This window comes from Mesorhizobium alhagi CCNWXJ12-2 (genome assembly GCF_000236565.1).
GTDB lineage: Bacteria > Pseudomonadota > Alphaproteobacteria > Rhizobiales > Rhizobiaceae > Allomesorhizobium > Allomesorhizobium alhagi.
Genome location: NZ_AHAM01000181.1, coordinates 1 through 15,127 on the forward strand (window position 1 = coordinate 1; position 15,127 = coordinate 15,127).

A 15,127-nucleotide genomic window follows, 5' to 3' on the forward strand; every position below is an offset into this window, starting at 1 on the left:
GCGATGCTCGCCGACGAGACGATGCGTTCGGTAATCGTGTTCACCCGCACCAAGCACGGCGCCGACCGCGTGACCCGCGATCTCGAGCGCGACGGCTTCGATGCGGCGGTCATTCACGGCAACAAATCGCAGAACGCCCGCCAGAAGGCGCTCAACGGCTTCCGCGACGGCTCGGTGCGCATTCTGGTAGCGACCGACATTGCGGCGCGCGGCATCGACGTGCCGGGCATTAGCCACGTCGTGAACTACGAACTGCCGGACGAGGCCGAGAGCTATGTCCACCGCATCGGCCGCACCGGCCGCAACGGCGCCGACGGCATCGCCGTCACGCTGTGCGATCCGGGTGAGAACGCCAAGCTCCGGCAGGTCGAAAGGATCATCCGGATGAAGCTCCCGGTGACGGCCGACCATCTCGGCCAGCCCGATCCGAAGGCCGAGCCGCGCAGCAACGACCGCGCGCCTCGGGAAGCAGCCAACGACCGCAACAGCAACAACCGGCCGCGCGGCGAGCAGAAGCCGCGCAACGGTTTTGGCAAGAAGCCGTTCCAGGGCAAGCCCGGCGACGAGCGCAAGCCGTTCCGCGGCAAGCGCCGTTCCTTCGGCTCCGGCAAGCCGGCGTCGCGCGCTGCGTAAAGGTCTGTCCCGCAATTGGCCGGTTTTGGTCCAATTGCGTGAACCCATGTGATGCGATAGGGCGGCCGAGGCGATTGCTTCGGCCGCCCTTTGTATTTGGATGGAACGTCATGGCCGGCATCGCAGCGCTCGCAATCGCCTATGTGCTCTCGCAATTCTACCGCTCCTTCATGGCGGTGCTGACGCCGGTTCTCACCGTCGAACTCGGCGCCACCAAGGCCGAGCTTTCGCTGGCCTCCGGCGCTTTCTTCATCAGTTTCGCGCTGTCGCAATTCGCCATCGGCGTATCGCTCGACCGGATCGGTCCGCGCCGCACGGCGGCGGCCCTGCTTGCGTTTGGCGGAGGGGGCGGGGCGTTCCTGTTCGCAGCGGCGACCCAGCCTTGGATGATCACCGCCGCCATGACGCTGATCGGCATCGGCTGCGCCCCGGTGCTGATGGCGTCGCTGTTCATCTTCGCGCGTATCTATTCGACGGCACGCTTCGCGGTGCTGACCTCATGGCTGGTGGCGTTCGGCACCGCCGGCAACGTCATTGGCGCTTCGCCGCTCGCCAATGCGGCGGAGGCTTTCGGCTGGCGGCCTGTCATGGCCGCGCTCGGAGTGGTCACGCTGCTGACTGCTGCGGCGATGATGGTCTTGGTGCGAGATCCCGAAAAGCCGAAAGGCATGCACATCTCAGGCACGGGCTTCGCCGGCTACGGCGAATTGATGCGCATGCGCGTTTTGTGGCCGATAATTCCCCTGACCGCGATCAATTATGCCGCGACCGCCGGCATACGCGGCCTCTGGGCCGGGCCTTATCTCGCGGACGTCTATGGCGCCGACACGCCGGTGATAGGCGAGGTCACCCTGTTCATGGCGCTGGCGATGGTCGCCGGCTCGTTTATTTACGGGCCGCTGGACACGATCTTCCGGACGCGGAAATGGGTGGCTGTCGGCGGCAATTTCATCAGCCTGCTGGCGATCGTCTACCTTGCGGTAAATACCGTCACCGGCATCCCTTCGACCACGCTTGTTCTTGTCGTGATCGGCGTCTGCGGCATGGGCTACGGCCTGCTGATGGCTCACGCGCGCGCTTTCCTGCCGCCCCATCTAGTCGGTCGCGGCGTGACGTTGATGAACTTCTTCTCGATCGGCGGCGTCGGCCTGATGCAATTCGCGACGGGCGGAGTGGTCACCGCTTCGATCGTGCCTGCCGAGCCGGCAGCCGCCTATACCGCGCTGTTCACCTTCTACGCAGTGGTGCTCGGCCTCGCGCTCGCAATCTATCTGCTGGCGCGCGACGCCAAGCCGGAAAAGCACTGACAAATTTTCGCGATCAGACGCCCGAAACGGCCCTTATCCAGACGACGATCCGGTCTGCGAGAAAACGTGTCGTCGCCGGCGACAGCGCGTCACCCGCGATTACGTGATGGTCGATATCGCCGCTGTCGTCGACCGGAACGATTTCGTGCTGGGCGCCCCATCGCGCGGCGATTTCGCGGGTGAGATCCTGCCTCACGATCCGATCCGAATCGGAAAATATGAACAGAGCCGGGATTTTTGCCTCTTCGACCGGCGCTTGACGAGCCAGCTTTGTGAGAGCCGCCATCGGCAGGATCGCGCTTGTCGGGTATTTTGTTGTCCAGAGTTTTCCGTGCATTTCATTGCGCGCTTGAAAACTCCGTTCCTTGCCGATCAGCAGTTCCGCGATCTGCTTGCCCCACGGCATGGTCAGCAGTTCCGCCCCCGACCCGCGCACGCCGAAATTCGGCGAGATCAGCGCCATGGCGGCGACGCCCTCCGAGGCGCCCGCTTCGGTCGCCGCATGGACCGCCAGTGCTGCTCCGGTCGAGGTGGCGATGACGACGACCTTCTCACCGATCTCCCGTCCGATCGCCAGCGCTTCGGCATAGTCGTTGAGCCAGTCGTGGACGGTCGCGGTTCCCATCGCCGCGCCGCCCTGGCCATGGCCTTTCAGGCGAGTGTAGAAAAGGTTGGCGCCGAGTTCTTCCGCCACCTGGTCGGGGAGGGGGCGGACCTCGCCCTTCGATGCCGAAAAGCCGTGAATATAGACGATGGAGACGGGCGTTTTCGCGTGGAGCATCGGGTCGGCCCAGACGATCTCCTTCTCCAGTCCATCGCGTATGCCGGGGACTAGGCTTTCGGAACGGTCGAGGTAGGCGGCCGGGTCATCGCCGATCAACGAAGCATCGAACGTGACGCGTGTGTCGACGGGAACGCGCGGCCCGACGGCGTAGAGCACTGCGAGCGAAACGGCCAATACGACAAGAGCGGTCAAGATCCGGCGCCTCACGTAATTCTCCAGCGGTGACGATATCGGCACTGCGGAATTCTTGCAGCACCAGTTCAATATGCCGAAGGACCTACAGGCTTCGGCATTTCCCGCCAAGCGTGCTGCGGATTTTTCTCCCGTTCTACGTGTGGCCAGTTCCAGGCTTGACGTGCAGTTCAAGGCGATGTATTTAACCGAAAGGATAATTAACCACTCGGTATATGGCACCATGCCTCCCGATCAGCTTGACACCACCTTTGCCGCTTTGGCCGACCCGACGAGGCGGGCGATCCTTGCGCGGCTCGCTTCAGGTGAGGCCTCCGTCAACGAACTCGCCCAGCCTTTCGCCATGAGCCTGCCGGCGGTTTCCAAGCATCTCAAGGTCTTGGAGCGCGCCGGTCTGATCTCGCGCGGCCGCGAAGCGCAGTGGCGGCCCTGCCGGCTCGAGGCCGGTCCGCTCAAGGAAGTTTCCGATTGGGTCGAGAATTACCGCCGCTTTTGGGACGACAGCTTCGATCGTCTCGGCGACTATCTGCATGAACTGCAAACCAGGGAGAAACCTGATGGCCCAAGCAACTGAAAAGGCCGGGCAAGCCGAATTCGAGCTTGCCATCACCCGCATCTTTGATGCTCCACGCAGCCTGGTATTCAGGGTCTGGAGCGCGCCGGAGCACCTGATGCGCTGGTGGGGTCCGAAGGATTTTACCTGCACCTTGGCAAAGACCGATTTCCGGGAAGGCGGCGCATGGCGCACCTCCATCCGTTCGCCCGAGGGAACCGATCACGGTGCGCGGGGCATCTATCGCGAAATCGTCGAGCCGGAACGCCTTGTCTTCACCTTCGCCTGGGACGACGGCGACGAGACGCTGGTCACGGTCACGTTCGAGGACCACGACGGCCGGACCAAGCTGACTTTCCGTCAGGCGCCGTTCGACACGATCGAAAGCCGCGATTCGCATCAGGAAGGCTGGAGCGAATGCCTCGACCGGCTGGAGGCGTACCTAGCATCCGCGCCCGCCACATGACCCAACCCGTGGGAGCAACCGTAATGTCGCAACCGCTTCGTTCAACTCCTGTCCCGGAACTGCCGCGCCGGATCTCTGTTTACTATTCGCGCTCGGAAGGCATCTCGGACGCCGGCAGGCATGCCGGGCTGCTCCAAAACCTGCCGAGCGATGTCGCTGCGGTCACCGAAATCGTCCAGGGATTGGCAATCCATCAATACGCCGCCTCCTACTATGGGGTGACCGTGCCCGAGGCTCGGAAGCGCGAATCCCACCTTCGCCCGGTCGAGGCGATCCTGGATGAAATCCTCGCTCTGGACGGCCGGCCGCTCGCCGAGGCACGGCCGCCTCAAAAGCGCATCGTCGGCGTTTGCCATCACTTCGCGCTGCTGCTCGTCGCCATGCTGCGCGCTCACGGAATTCCCGCGCGCTACCGTTCCGGCTTCGGCTCCTATTTCAATGCGCCTTATTTTGAGGACCACGTGGTTTGCGAATACTGGAGTGCCAAAAAGAGGCGCTGGGCATTGGCCGACCCGCAATTCGACGAGAAATGGCGTGCAGGCGCGAAGATCGATCACGACGTGCTTGACGTGCCGCGCGACCGCTACCTGATCGCCGCCGACGCCTGGTCGCAATGCCGATCCGGCAAGGCCGATCCGTCGAAATTCGGCATCTTCGCCGGCGAGCAGCGCGGCTTCTGGTTCATCGCCGGAGATCTAGTGCGTGACATTGCCGGGCTGAACAAGGCCGAGATGCTGCCCTGGGATTGCTGGGGCGCGATGCCTCAACCAAATGAGCAACTGTCCAAAGATCAGTTCGCCTTCTTCGACCGGATCGCCGAACTGACGCGGGATCCGGATGCGGCGTTCGATGATCTGCTTCGCGCCTACGAAGGTGACGAGCGCCTACGCGTGCCGAAAACCGTGTTCAACGCCGTGCTGCAACGACCGGAAGCCGTGGAAGCTGCATGAATGAGACGACAGGCAAGGACAAAGCGAGATGAAGAAGACTTATCACGGCAGTTGCCACTGTGGCGCTGTCCGTTTCGAATGCGAACTCGACCTGGCGCCGGCCGGCCGCCGTTCCGAACCCGAATTGCCTGGCGTGTGGTGGACATCGACCTTCCGCTGCAACTGCTCTTCCTGCATGAAGACCCGGCTGTGGAAGGGTTTTGTCCGGGCGGGCGACTTCCGCCTGATCGAGGGGCAGGATGCGCTTGCCGACTACCGGTATGCCAGCAAGGAAATCCACCACTTCTTCTGCCGGCACTGCGGGGTTCATCCGTTCGGCAACGCCAGCTTCGAGCAGATGGGCGGCGAGTTCTACGCGGTGAACATCTATTGCCTCGACGACGCTAGCGACACCGAGCTTGCCGAAGCGCCGATCATTTATGAGAATGGCCGCGACGACGACTGGGAGCATCCGCCCGCCGAAACGCGATATTTCTAGGCCGGCCGGCTCCAGAACGCGGAGGCGTAATGAACGACGAAGCGCTTGCCAGAAGCTTGCCCCGCGCGCTGCTGGTTCTCCGGATCACGCTCGGCCTCTTCCTGCTGCAATGGGGCATCGAAAAGTTCGTCGTGCCGGAAAACACGGTCGGCATCTGGGGCTTCTTCTACGGCATTAGCGTGCCGCAGATGTCGGCCTATGTCTTCGGCGTCATCGAGATCGCCATCGCGATCTGCCTGTTCTTCGGCCTCTTCCGCACCGTCGCCTATGGCGCGGCGATGGTGCTGCATGCGGTCAGCGTCGCCGTTTCCTGGCCGTTCCTGATCAATCCATGGGCGGATCCTGCCGGCCATTTGTTCATCGCCGGAGTGCCGGTGCTGGGCGGCTTCGTCGCGCTGTTCCTCTTGCGCCATTGGGATCGCGGCCTGTTCGACCGCTGAGCGCCGCCCGCAGTACCAAGCGTTCGTTCGGGGATTTTCATCGCGCGCCCTGCGCCGGTTCGGCTATAAGCCTTGCACGGCGCATCCGGATTCGGGCGTGAGCGCCCGGAAAACTGTTGAAGGACGTTGCGTGACGCACGAGGTGACGAACCAGCCCCCGCCGCTGACGGGAAGCAACGCTTGGCGTGGCGATCCGCTGCTGGTGCAACTGGCCGAGGATTTTTCCGAACCGGTGCGCAAGGAACTCGACCAGATCGGCCGCTTCGTTCTCACACACGAAGCGCAGGAATTGGCCCGGCTCGCCAACACCGAGACGCCCAAGCTCCGAACGCACGACCGGCAGGGCAGGCGCGCCGACATCGTTGAAGCCCATCCGGCCTATCATGCGCTGCTCCGCCGTTCCGTGGCCAACGGGCTGCATTCCTCGATCTGGGAGAACGGAAGCGCCGAGACCGGCAAGCGCCACCAGGTGCGCGCGGCGCGCTTCTATCTGACGGCCGAGCTGGAGACAGGCCATCTCTGCCCGATCACCATGACCAGCGCCTCGCTGGCCGCGCTGATGGCCAGCCCGAAACTGTTTCGCGAGTGGGCGCCGCGCGTCACCACCCGAAAATACGACCAGAGCCAGAAACCGCCGGTCGAAAAGACCGGGCTGACGCTCGGCATGGGCATGACCGAGAAACAGGGCGGCACAGATGTGCGCGCCAACACCACGCGCGCCGAACGCGCCGGCAGCGGCTTCTATCGCCTGACCGGGCATAAATGGTTCATGTCGGCGCCGATGTCGGACGCGTTTCTGGTGCTGGCGCAGGTCGGTGAGGGGCTTTCCTGCTTCCTGGTGCCGCGCCTGCTGGGCGACGGTTCCGGTAACGGCTTCCGTTTCCAGCGCCTGAAGGACAAGCTCGGCAACCGTTCGAATGCCTCATCGGAAGTGGAGTTTGTCAACGCCATCGGCGAAATGGTCGGCGAACCCGGGGCAGGGGTGAAGACGATCATGGACATGGTCACCCTGACCCGGCTCGATTGCGCCGTAGCCTCGTCGGCGATCATGCGCGCCGGCCTTGCCGAAGCGGTACACCACACGCGCCACCGCCAGGTTTTCGGCGCGGTCCTGATCGATCAGCCGCTGATGCAGCGCGTTTTGGCCGACATGGCGCTCGACGTCGCCGGCGCGACCGCGTTGTCGCTGCGCCTCGCCCGCTCTTTCGACGAAGCTGCCAACGATCGCGGCGAGGCGGCTTTCGCCCGCGCCATGACGCCCGTGGTCAAATACTGGGTGTGCAAGACCGCGCCGGCGCTGCTCTACGAGGCAATGGAGTGCCTCGGCGGCAATGGCTATGTCGAGGAAGCTCCGCTCGCCCGCTATTATCGCGAAGCCCCGGTCAACGCCATCTGGGAAGGCTCGGGCAATGTCATGGCGCTCGACGTGCTGCGCGTACTCGGCCGCGCGCCGGGTCTTTTCGACGATGTGCTTTCAGGCATAGAGCGTGACCTTGGAGCGAGCGGGCACGGTACGATCGGCGTGCTGCGCGCAGCCATGCAGGTCGCATCCTCCGATGAAGGCTCAGCCCGCATCCTGACGGAGCAGCTGGCGCTGTCGGCCGCTGCGGCCGAACTCAGGCGGCTGGGGGCAGGGCGCATCGCCGACGCCTTCATCGAAACGCGGCTGGCCGGCCAGTGGCGCGGCACGTACGGCATGATCGATGCGCGTCACGATGCGCGCATGATCATCGATACGCTCTATCCCGCCAACTGAGCCGTAACCGCCAAAACCATCGGTATCGTGAAGAAGGCGATGATGGTCTGCAGGGTGGTAGCTGCGGCGTAGAGTTCGGCATCGCCGCCGAGTTGGCGCGCCAGGAGATAGCCGTTCATCGCGGTCGGCACCGCCGCGCAGAGCGCTAGATACAAGAGCTCCTGGCCTTCCACGCCGAATGCGGTCGCAATCGCGATCAGCAGCGCCGGGAAAAATGCAAGTTTCAGCATTACCGGAACGATGATCGGCGAACGCGGCCGCACCAGGTCGTGAACCTTGAGCCCGGCGCCGATCGTCACCAGTCCCATGCCGAGTGCTGCGCGGCCGAGCAGGTCGAGCGTCTCGTTGAGCGGCCCATAGAGTCCGAGAGGCGATGCGCGCATCAATATCGCCGAGAGCGACGCGAGGATGAGTGGGTTCGTCGCCATGCTGCGGCCGATCTTCGCCCAGTTCGCCGAGCGGTCGGCGAAGCGCGTCACCACGAACACCGAGGCCAGATTGATCGGAATGATGATCACCGCCATCACCAGCGCGACGACCGCCATACCGGCCGGCGGAAATATCTTCTGGGCAATCGCCAGAGCGATGAAGCCGTTCCAGCGCACCGAGGTCTGGAAGATCGAGGAAAACTCGCTGGCCTTGGCCAGGCCGACGCGTTCGAGCAGCGGCCACAGGCAGAACGTGAAGGCGCACATGGCAAGCACGGCCACGAGCAGCGCCGCGATCATCGCGTCAAGGCCGAGGCCGGAAAAATCCGCGTTCAGGATCGTGATGAACAGCAGCGCGGGATAGAGCACCCAGTAGCCGAGTTGTTCGAGGCCGGTCCATGCAGCTGGATCGACCAGCGGCAACCGCCGCACGATGTTTCCCGCCAGGATGAGCAGGAAGACCGGCAGGATGCTCTCGAAGATCGCCAGCATTCGGGAATGTTCCGATGGGAGAGGGAAGGAGGGGTGACGGAACGCCTATAGGATGGATGTGTACGGCTTATCAACAGAGCGGCCCGCGTGCGTTAACCCTAATGAATGGTTTCCATTGCGGGCGACGGCGGCAAGTCCCACTGTCTTTTGGACCAAGCAGGATTCCCATGCCGCGTGTTTTGACATCCTTTCTGACCTTCCATTGGGCCGCGGCCTTCGCCCTCTTTGCGATGGCATTCGTGATGGGCGGTGACGGTGGCGCAGAACGGGCGCTGGCGATGCTGGGGCTGGAGCAGAGCGGTCTGTTCGATCCCGCCTATGGCTCCGCCTCGATGCTTCTCCCGCTGGCCTCGGCCATCTGCGCGGTGCTTTTCTTCTGGGCTTTCGCCACATGCATGTTCAGCGACCCGGACGCTGAAGGCGACGGCGATGTCCTGCGCATGGCCTTCGCGTCGGCAGCCTTGCTGATCTCGCTGCTGATGGTCTATGGCTCGGTGAATTTCGCTGCCGGGCTCTACCCGGCCGTCGCGGTTCATCTGGCGGCGCTGCTCGCTTCGTACCTGGCCATACAGGCGGAGCGCCTTGCGGCGATGATGTCGGCGTCTCCAAGCCAGGGCGACATCCGCGCTGCCGCCCGCCTCATGGCGCTCGGCGCCGCGCATATTTCCACGCTGTCGCGCTTCTCCGGGCGAGCCGACGCAAATTTCGGCGGAGGCCGCTGATGCGCTACGTGCTCGCGCTCTGGGCCCTGCCGCTGGTCATATTCTGGGGCTGGTACGGCCTTTCCTACAACAATATCCATTTCGGCTACGTGATGCTGACCCGCGAGGCGCATGATCTGATTTTTCAGCTCTACGGCGACACGCTGGGCATCGACCCCGAAATCATTCCGGGAATGGTGGCGAAAGCCTGTGTCGTCGACACGCTGTTCCTGCTCGCCATCTACGCGTTTCGCCGTCGCCGCCAACTCGCCGCCTGGGCAAAGGTCCGCCGTGCGCGTTATCTTGGCGTGATTTCCTCACCCAGCACGTGAAGCCGATCCAGCACGCCTTGCAGGATGAAGGCGGCCGCCGCCGAATCGATCTTCGTCTTCCGCTTGGCGCGCGACATGTCCATCTCGATCAGCGTACGTTCGGCCGCGACCGTCGACAGGCGCTCGTCCCAGAAGGCGAAGGGCAGGTCTGTCATTCTTGCGATGTTGCGGACGAAAGCGCGCGACGCCTGAGCGCGCGGTCCCTCGCTGCCGTCCATGTTGACCGGCAGGCCAATTACCACCGCGCCTGTATTCTCCCGCCTAAGCAGGTCGAGCAGGGCCGCCGCGTCGGCTGAAAACTTCTTTCGGACGATGACCGGACGCGGATGCGCGAAGGAGAGGCCGCGGTCCGACACCGCCACGCCGATGGTTTTGTCGCCGAGGTCGAGCCCGGCCAGCGTCTTGCCGCCGGCCAGGTGGGCGGGTAGTTCCTCGATTGTCGAGATGCTCAAGGCGCGGTGGCTTTCCTTTGACTTGGACCGCCCGCGTTCTATCCTTTCGGCGAGGAAAAATCGAGGAGACGCCCTGCCATGAAACTCACCTGGTTCGGACATTCGGCCTTTCGTGTGGAGGCCGGCGACGCCAAGATCCTGATCGATCCTTTCCTCACCGAGAATCCATCGTGGAAAAAGCCGTGGCAAGGTCCGGCAGAGGGCATCACCCACGTCCTGCTCACCCATGGCCACAGCGACCATATCGGCGACGCCGCGGAGATACTGAAGGCGACCGGCGCAATGCTCGTCGCCAATTTCGAGATCTGCATGTATCTCGTCGGCAAGGGTGTCAGCAGCGACAAAATCAATCCGGGCAACCATGGCGGCACCGTCGATTGCGGCGGCTTCACGACCACTTTCGTCCAGGCGCTGCATTCCTCGTCATTTCCGGGCGAAGGCGGCCAGAACACCTATCTCGGCAATCCCGGTGGCCTCGTCCTGCATTTCCCCGATGAGCGCACGCTATACCATATGGGCGATACCGACATTTTCTCCGACATGGCGCTAATCAACGAGTTGCACGAGCCGAAGATCGGCATCGTGCCGATCGGCGACCGCTTCACCATGGGCGGCGCGGTGGCGGCGCTCGCCTGCCGCCGCTTTTTCAAATTTGAGACCGTTATTCCGTGCCACTACGCCTCCTTCGGCATGATCGACCAGACCGCCGAAAAATTCACGGCCGGCATGGAAGGCTCGGGCGTGGAGATCGAGTTGCCGAAGGTGGGCGAAGCGAGGGACATTTAGCCCGAGTGGCCTGAAACCCGGACATCATTGTTGCGCTCCCTTTGCCGCGCCGGTATAGCGCGGCGACCGATCCCCTTGTTGCCGAGGCACGAATGTCCGTTGATCTTCAGACAGTGAAGCGCGTAGCGCATCTCGCCCGCATCGCCGTGACCGATGAAGACGCCGAGCGCATGACCGGCGAACTCAACGCGATATTGGGTTTCGTCGAACAACTGAACGAAGTCGACGTGACGGGCGTCGAGCCGATGACCTCCGTTACGCCAATGGAGATGAAGAAGCGCCCCGATGTAGTCACCGATGGCGGCAAGGCCGGTGACATCGTCGCCAACGCGCCTGCCACCGACGAGAACTTTTTCCTCGTGCCGAAGGTCGTGGAGTAGCGCCGTGGCGATCGAGATCGCTGTCGAGACCCCGCTGCAGGACGACGTGCGTATGCTCGTCGCCGAACTCAACGCTTATCTGATCCCGCTGACGCCGCGCGAGTTTCAGTTCCAACTGACCGTCGAGCAGATGGCCGATCCAACCGTGACGCTGTTCGTCGCGCGCGACGAGAACGGTCGCCCGGTCGGCATGGGCGCTCTCAAGGAGCATGGCGATGGGCTGGGCGAGGTCAAGCGCATGTTCACGTTGCCTTCGGTGCGCGGTCAGCGCGTGGGGTCGGAACTCTTGCAGCGCATCGAGCAGCTTGCGCGTGAAGAGGGAATAACCCGGCTTCTTCTCGAAACCGGCGAAGCCGAAGGTTTTGAGCCGGCCTACCGGGTCTATGAGCGCGGCGGATTTACAGTTTGCGGCGCGGTTTTGGACTATCCAGACTCCGGCTTTTCCCGCTTTTACGAAAAGAAGATTGCCTGATGACCGACCTGACCAGACTGACGATTGCCGAAGCGCGCGAGAAGCTGCGCGGCAAGGAGATCTCGGCTTCCGAGTTGACCGACGCCTATCTCGGCGCGATCGACGCGTCCAACCAAGCCTTCAACGCCTATGTCGCCGTCACCCACGACAAGGCGAGGGAGATGGCGAAGGCGTCCGACGCAAAGCTTGGCCGAGGCGAGGGCGGGGCGCTCGAAGGCATCCCGCTCGGGATCAAGGACCTGTTCGGCACCGAAGGCGTGCACACTCAGGCCTGCAGCCACGTGCTGGACGGCTTCAAACCGCACTATGAATCGACCGTCACCGCCAATCTATGGGCCGACGGCGCGGTCATGTTGGGCAAGCTCAACATGGATGAGTTCGCCATGGGCTCGTCCAACGAGACTTCCTACTACGGACCTGTCGTGAATCCCTGGCGCCGCTCGCGCGTCGACACCGCGGTCATACCGACGACCCATCAGGGAGACGGCGGCTTCGTCTCCCCGGGCGGTGCGTCGAAGACCCGTACGCTCGACAATGCCCAACTCGTGCCCGGCGGCTCGTCGGGCGGTTCGGCGACCGCCGTCTCGGCATGGCTCTGCGCAGGCGCCACCGCGACCGACACCGGCGGCTCGATCCGCCAGCCGGCGGCCTTTACCGGAACGGTCGGCATCAAGCCCACCTACGGCCGCGTCTCGCGCTGGGGCGTCGTCGCCTTCGCTTCTTCGCTCGACCAGGCGGGACCGATCGCGCGCGACGTGCGCGACTCCGCCATCATGCTCAAATCGATGGCGTCCGCCGACCCTAAGGATACGACTTCGGCCGACCTGCCAGTGCCCGACTACGAGGCCGCTATCGGCCGGCCGGTCAGGGGCATGAAGATCGGAATCCCGAAGGAATACCGCGTCGACGGCATGCCGGAAGAGATCGAGGCGCTCTGGCAGAAGGGCATTGCCTGGCTGAAGGATGCGGGCGCGGAGATCGTCGATATTTCATTGCCGCACACCAAATACGCATTGCCGGCATACTACATCGTCGCGCCCGCCGAAGCCTCGTCCAACCTCGCCCGCTATGACGGCGTCCGCTACGGCTTGCGCGTTCCCGGCAAGGACATCACGGACATGTACGAGCAGACCCGCGCCGCCGGCTTCGGCCGCGAGGTCAAGCGCCGCGTCATGATCGGAACCTATGTGCTGTCGGCCGGCTATTACGACGCCTACTATCTGCGGGCGCAGAAGGTACGCACGCTGATCAAGCGCGACTTCGAAAACGCCTTCGCCGCCGGCATCGACGTCATCCTGACGCCGGCCACCCCGTCAGCCGCCTTCGGCATCGCCGACCAGGACATGAATGCCGATCCGGTGAAGATGTACCTGAACGACATCTTCACCGTGACCGTCAATATGGCCGGGCTGCCGGGCATCGCCGTGCCGGCAGGCCTCGACGCGCGCGGCCTGCCGCTCGGTCTGCAACTGATCGGCCGGCCTTTCGACGAGGAAACGCTGTTCCAGACCGCTTATGTCATCGAGCAGGCGGCGGGGCGGTTCGAGCCGGAAAAGTGGTGGTAGAAATCGCCCGCCGCCATCAATGAGGTGACGGGATGTTCTTCTATCTCTCGAAAATCTTCGGCTTTTTTGTCCAGCCGCTGAATTTTTCGATCCTGCTTCTGGCCGTCGGCCTGCTCGCCATCTTTCTGGGCTGGCGGCGCACCGGTTTTACGCTGGACATTGCCGCGGCCGCGATTCTCATATTGTCGGCCTGGACGTCCTTCGGAGCCGTTCTGCTCAACCCGCTCGAAGAGCGGTTCGCCCGCCCGGCCGGTCTTCCCGAATCCGTCGACGGCATCGTCGTGCTCGGCGGCGGCTTCGAAGGCGCTATCAATAAGGCGCGTGGCGGCTATGAGATGAACAGCGGCGGCGACCGCTTTGTCGAGGCAGCCATTCTTGGCCGCCGCTACCCCGGGGCGAAAATCGTCGTCACCGGCGGAACCGGGGCGTTGATTCTGAAGGGCGAGGGTGATGCCGATACAGCGCCGCGACTGCTGACGGCCCTCGGCGTCGCGCCGGAACGTCTGATCCTCGAGAACAGGTCGCGCAATACCCATGAAAATGCGGTGTTCACGAAGGAACTGGTGACGCCGAAGGCGGGCGAAACCTGGCTGCTGGTCACGTCGGCCTTTCACATGCCGCGCTCCATGGCGCTGTTCAGGAAGGCCGGTTTCGAGGTGCGGCCCTGGCCCGTCGACTATCGCACTTCGGGCGTGGAGGGCTTCGGCGTGTTTCGCGACAATGCGGCCGATGCCCTCCAGAACACCACGGTCGCCATACGCGAATGGATCGGTCTGCTGGCCTACTGGCTTTCGGGCCGGATCGATGAGCCGTTCCCCGGACCGGCCTGAGCACTCTCGTCGATGACTGCGAGCCTTGCCGCCGAAAAGAACTGCCGGCGCAGGAGCACGGCGAAGAGAAGTGTTGTTGTCAGCGCAAACGCCTCAGGGCCGACGAACCAGCCGAGATAGCCGAGCGAGAAGAAAACGCCCCGCAGGCCGGCGTTGAAATGCCGGCCGGCCAACACGTTCATGCGTGTCGCCCGGCCAATGGCCGCCTCCATGGCCACGGGGTCGGCCGAGCCCTCCTTGTGCATGGGCACGGCGCCGATCAGGATCGAGCAATAGTTGAATAGCCGGTACGACCAGCCGAATTTGAAGAAGGCGTAGGCCAGCAGGGCCATCAAGCCGAGCACCTTGATCTCGAACACCTGGCGCGGCGGCGCATCCGCCAGCGGCAGGTCCGAAAGCACAGACAGCACGTCGTTTGAGGCGCCGAGCAGGGCAAAGCAGCCGCCGAGCGCCAGCAGCGAACTCGACGCGAAGAAGGCCGTACCCTGCTGCAGGCCGACCATGATGCTGGTGTCGATCATGCGCAGTTCGCGCTGCGCCATGGTGCGCATCCAGGCTTCGCGCTGCGCGTTCATGGCCGTCGTCAACGACATCCGGCCGACCAGCTTGCCGTTGGCGGCCAGGCCATGCACCAGCCAGACCGCCAGAAAAAACGCCAGCGCCGCAAGGTCGGCGCCAGTCAGGAACAGAGAATCGCCCATGGCGAATCCGTAGCACGAAAGATGCTGAAAATCCGCTTCGCCCATGCCATCCACCGCGTCGCAATCCGGTCACAGGCATTGCCAATGCGTTTACGGCAAATAGCACCTAAGCCTCTGATTTGATTAAAATGCCCGGCATGGATGCATGGCAGCCATGCGGAATCTGCCCTGCTTTCGCCATTTTTCCCGTTGCGTAACGCCTGGTGAAGGCTTATCTACACGCTCCAGAAATGGGCCGGGAACAAGACGGCGAAAGCGCTGCCCCCGGGGCGATAGTAAACAGGAAAATCATGGACGACGGCATTCAGAAGTCCTGCTGGGGCGTAACCGCCAAAGCAGTAGTCGGCTTTGCAGGCATTCTTCTCTTGGCTTGGCTCATCGGCGGTTCGGAAACCGCGGCGGTCCTGGCGGCAAGCTGATCCCGGCATC

At 63.5% G+C, this 15,127-nt stretch carries 20 protein-coding genes; 16 read left to right on the forward strand and 4 right to left on the reverse strand.

Annotation, left to right across the window (positions count from 1 at the left end; all coding sequences use genetic code 11):
- A partial coding sequence (locus tag MAXJ12_RS20550; RefSeq protein ID WP_008837900.1) for a helicase-related protein occupies nt 1-633 on the forward strand: 633 nt, incomplete at its 5' end.
- Between the two features lie 110 nt (nt 634-743).
- Nucleotides 744-1,940, forward strand: coding sequence for an MFS transporter (locus MAXJ12_RS20555; protein WP_008837901.1), 1,197 nt, complete (start codon nt 744-746; stop codon nt 1,938-1,940).
- 13 nt (nt 1,941-1,953) lie between these two features.
- Here MAXJ12_RS20555 and MAXJ12_RS20560 read toward each other — a convergent pair whose 3' ends face one another.
- A complete protein-coding gene (locus tag MAXJ12_RS20560; RefSeq protein WP_008837902.1) occupies nt 1,954-2,931 on the reverse strand; it encodes an alpha/beta hydrolase in 978 nt (325 codons plus the stop codon).
- 208 nt (nt 2,932-3,139) lie between these two features.
- Here MAXJ12_RS20560 and MAXJ12_RS20565 point away from each other — a divergent pair, with 208 nt between their 5' ends.
- The 6 genes from MAXJ12_RS20565 (at nt 3,140) to MAXJ12_RS20590 (ending at nt 7,559) form a co-directional block, all read left to right on the forward strand.
- Nucleotides 3,140-3,490: an ArsR/SmtB family transcription factor gene (locus MAXJ12_RS20565; RefSeq protein ID WP_040587136.1), complete on the forward strand. Its 351-nt coding sequence runs from the start codon at nt 3,140-3,142 to the stop codon at nt 3,488-3,490.
- Complete coding sequence (locus tag MAXJ12_RS20570) at nt 3,474-3,935, forward strand: SRPBCC domain-containing protein (protein ID WP_008837904.1); 462 nt, start codon at nt 3,474-3,476, stop codon at nt 3,933-3,935. The genes MAXJ12_RS20565 and MAXJ12_RS20570 overlap by 17 nt, the downstream gene beginning before the upstream one ends.
- 23 nt (nt 3,936-3,958) lie before the next feature.
- A complete protein-coding gene (locus MAXJ12_RS20575; RefSeq protein WP_008837905.1) occupies nt 3,959-4,885 on the forward strand; it encodes a transglutaminase-like domain-containing protein in 927 nt (308 codons plus the stop codon).
- A gap of 28 nt (nt 4,886-4,913) precedes the next feature.
- The gene (locus tag MAXJ12_RS20580) at nt 4,914-5,363 is read left to right on the forward strand and encodes a GFA family protein (protein ID WP_008837906.1); all 450 of its coding nucleotides are present in this window, start codon (nt 4,914-4,916) and stop codon (nt 5,361-5,363) included.
- A 29-nt stretch (nt 5,364-5,392) separates the two neighbouring features.
- Nucleotides 5,393-5,803, forward strand: a complete 411-nt coding sequence (locus MAXJ12_RS20585; protein WP_008837907.1) for a DoxX family protein — start codon at nt 5,393-5,395, stop codon at nt 5,801-5,803.
- A gap of 130 nt (nt 5,804-5,933) precedes the next feature.
- Nucleotides 5,934-7,559 carry an acyl-CoA dehydrogenase family protein gene (locus tag MAXJ12_RS20590; RefSeq protein WP_008837908.1) on the forward strand — a complete coding sequence of 542 codons (1,626 nt, stop codon included), beginning with the start codon at nt 5,934-5,936 and terminating at the stop codon, nt 7,557-7,559.
- Here the strand turns inward: MAXJ12_RS20590 and MAXJ12_RS20595 are convergent.
- Nucleotides 7,544-8,479: an AEC family transporter gene (locus MAXJ12_RS20595; RefSeq protein WP_008837909.1), complete on the reverse strand. Its 936-nt coding sequence runs from the start codon at nt 8,477-8,479 to the stop codon at nt 7,544-7,546. The two genes, MAXJ12_RS20590 and MAXJ12_RS20595, sit on opposite strands and share 16 nt — an antisense overlap.
- 167 nt (nt 8,480-8,646) lie before the next feature.
- On the opposite strand from MAXJ12_RS20595, the gene MAXJ12_RS20600 reads away from it, so the two are divergent.
- Nucleotides 8,647-9,201 carry a hypothetical protein gene (locus tag MAXJ12_RS20600; RefSeq protein WP_008837910.1) on the forward strand — a complete coding sequence of 185 codons (555 nt, stop codon included), beginning with the start codon at nt 8,647-8,649 and terminating at the stop codon, nt 9,199-9,201.
- Nucleotides 9,201-9,512 (forward strand): DUF6105 family protein, encoded by a 312-nt coding sequence (locus MAXJ12_RS20605; RefSeq protein WP_008837911.1) that lies wholly within the window; start codon nt 9,201-9,203, stop codon nt 9,510-9,512. The genes MAXJ12_RS20600 and MAXJ12_RS20605 overlap by 1 nt, the downstream gene beginning before the upstream one ends.
- On the opposite strand, the gene ruvX is transcribed toward MAXJ12_RS20605, so the two are convergent.
- Nucleotides 9,479-9,964, reverse strand: coding sequence for a Holliday junction resolvase RuvX (gene ruvX, locus MAXJ12_RS20610; protein WP_008837912.1), 486 nt, complete (start codon nt 9,962-9,964; stop codon nt 9,479-9,481). The two genes, MAXJ12_RS20605 and ruvX, sit on opposite strands and share 34 nt — an antisense overlap.
- A 78-nt stretch (nt 9,965-10,042) precedes the next feature.
- Between ruvX and MAXJ12_RS20615 the strand changes: the two genes are divergently transcribed.
- The 5 genes from MAXJ12_RS20615 (at nt 10,043) to MAXJ12_RS20635 (ending at nt 13,997) form a co-directional block, all read left to right on the forward strand.
- Nucleotides 10,043-10,750: a metal-dependent hydrolase gene (locus MAXJ12_RS20615; protein WP_008837913.1), complete on the forward strand. Its 708-nt coding sequence runs from the start codon at nt 10,043-10,045 to the stop codon at nt 10,748-10,750.
- A 92-nt stretch (nt 10,751-10,842) separates the two neighbouring features.
- Complete coding sequence (gene gatC / locus MAXJ12_RS20620; RefSeq protein ID WP_008837914.1) at nt 10,843-11,130, forward strand: Asp-tRNA(Asn)/Glu-tRNA(Gln) amidotransferase subunit GatC; 288 nt, start codon at nt 10,843-10,845, stop codon at nt 11,128-11,130.
- A 4-nt stretch (nt 11,131-11,134) separates the two neighbouring features.
- Complete coding sequence (locus MAXJ12_RS20625; RefSeq protein ID WP_008837915.1) at nt 11,135-11,602, forward strand: GNAT family N-acetyltransferase; 468 nt, start codon at nt 11,135-11,137, stop codon at nt 11,600-11,602.
- On the forward strand, nt 11,602-13,167 hold the full coding sequence (locus tag MAXJ12_RS20630) for an amidase (RefSeq protein WP_008837916.1): 1,566 nt from the start codon (nt 11,602-11,604) through the stop codon (nt 13,165-13,167). The genes MAXJ12_RS20625 and MAXJ12_RS20630 overlap by 1 nt, the downstream gene beginning before the upstream one ends.
- Before the next feature lie 32 nt (nt 13,168-13,199).
- A complete protein-coding gene (locus MAXJ12_RS20635) occupies nt 13,200-13,997 on the forward strand; it encodes a YdcF family protein (RefSeq protein ID WP_008837917.1) in 798 nt (265 codons plus the stop codon).
- On the opposite strand, the gene MAXJ12_RS20640 is transcribed toward MAXJ12_RS20635, so the two are convergent.
- Entirely contained in the window at nt 13,949-14,698 is a 750-nt protein-coding gene (locus MAXJ12_RS20640) for a DUF599 domain-containing protein (RefSeq protein ID WP_040587148.1), read from the reverse strand. The genes MAXJ12_RS20635 and MAXJ12_RS20640 overlap by 49 nt on opposite strands.
- 290 nt (nt 14,699-14,988) lie before the next feature.
- Here MAXJ12_RS20640 and MAXJ12_RS39680 point away from each other — a divergent pair, with 290 nt between their 5' ends.
- Nucleotides 14,989-15,117 (forward strand): hypothetical protein, encoded by a 129-nt coding sequence (locus MAXJ12_RS39680; protein ID WP_008837919.1) that lies wholly within the window; start codon nt 14,989-14,991, stop codon nt 15,115-15,117.
- The last annotated feature ends 10 nt before the right edge of the window (nt 15,118-15,127 follow it).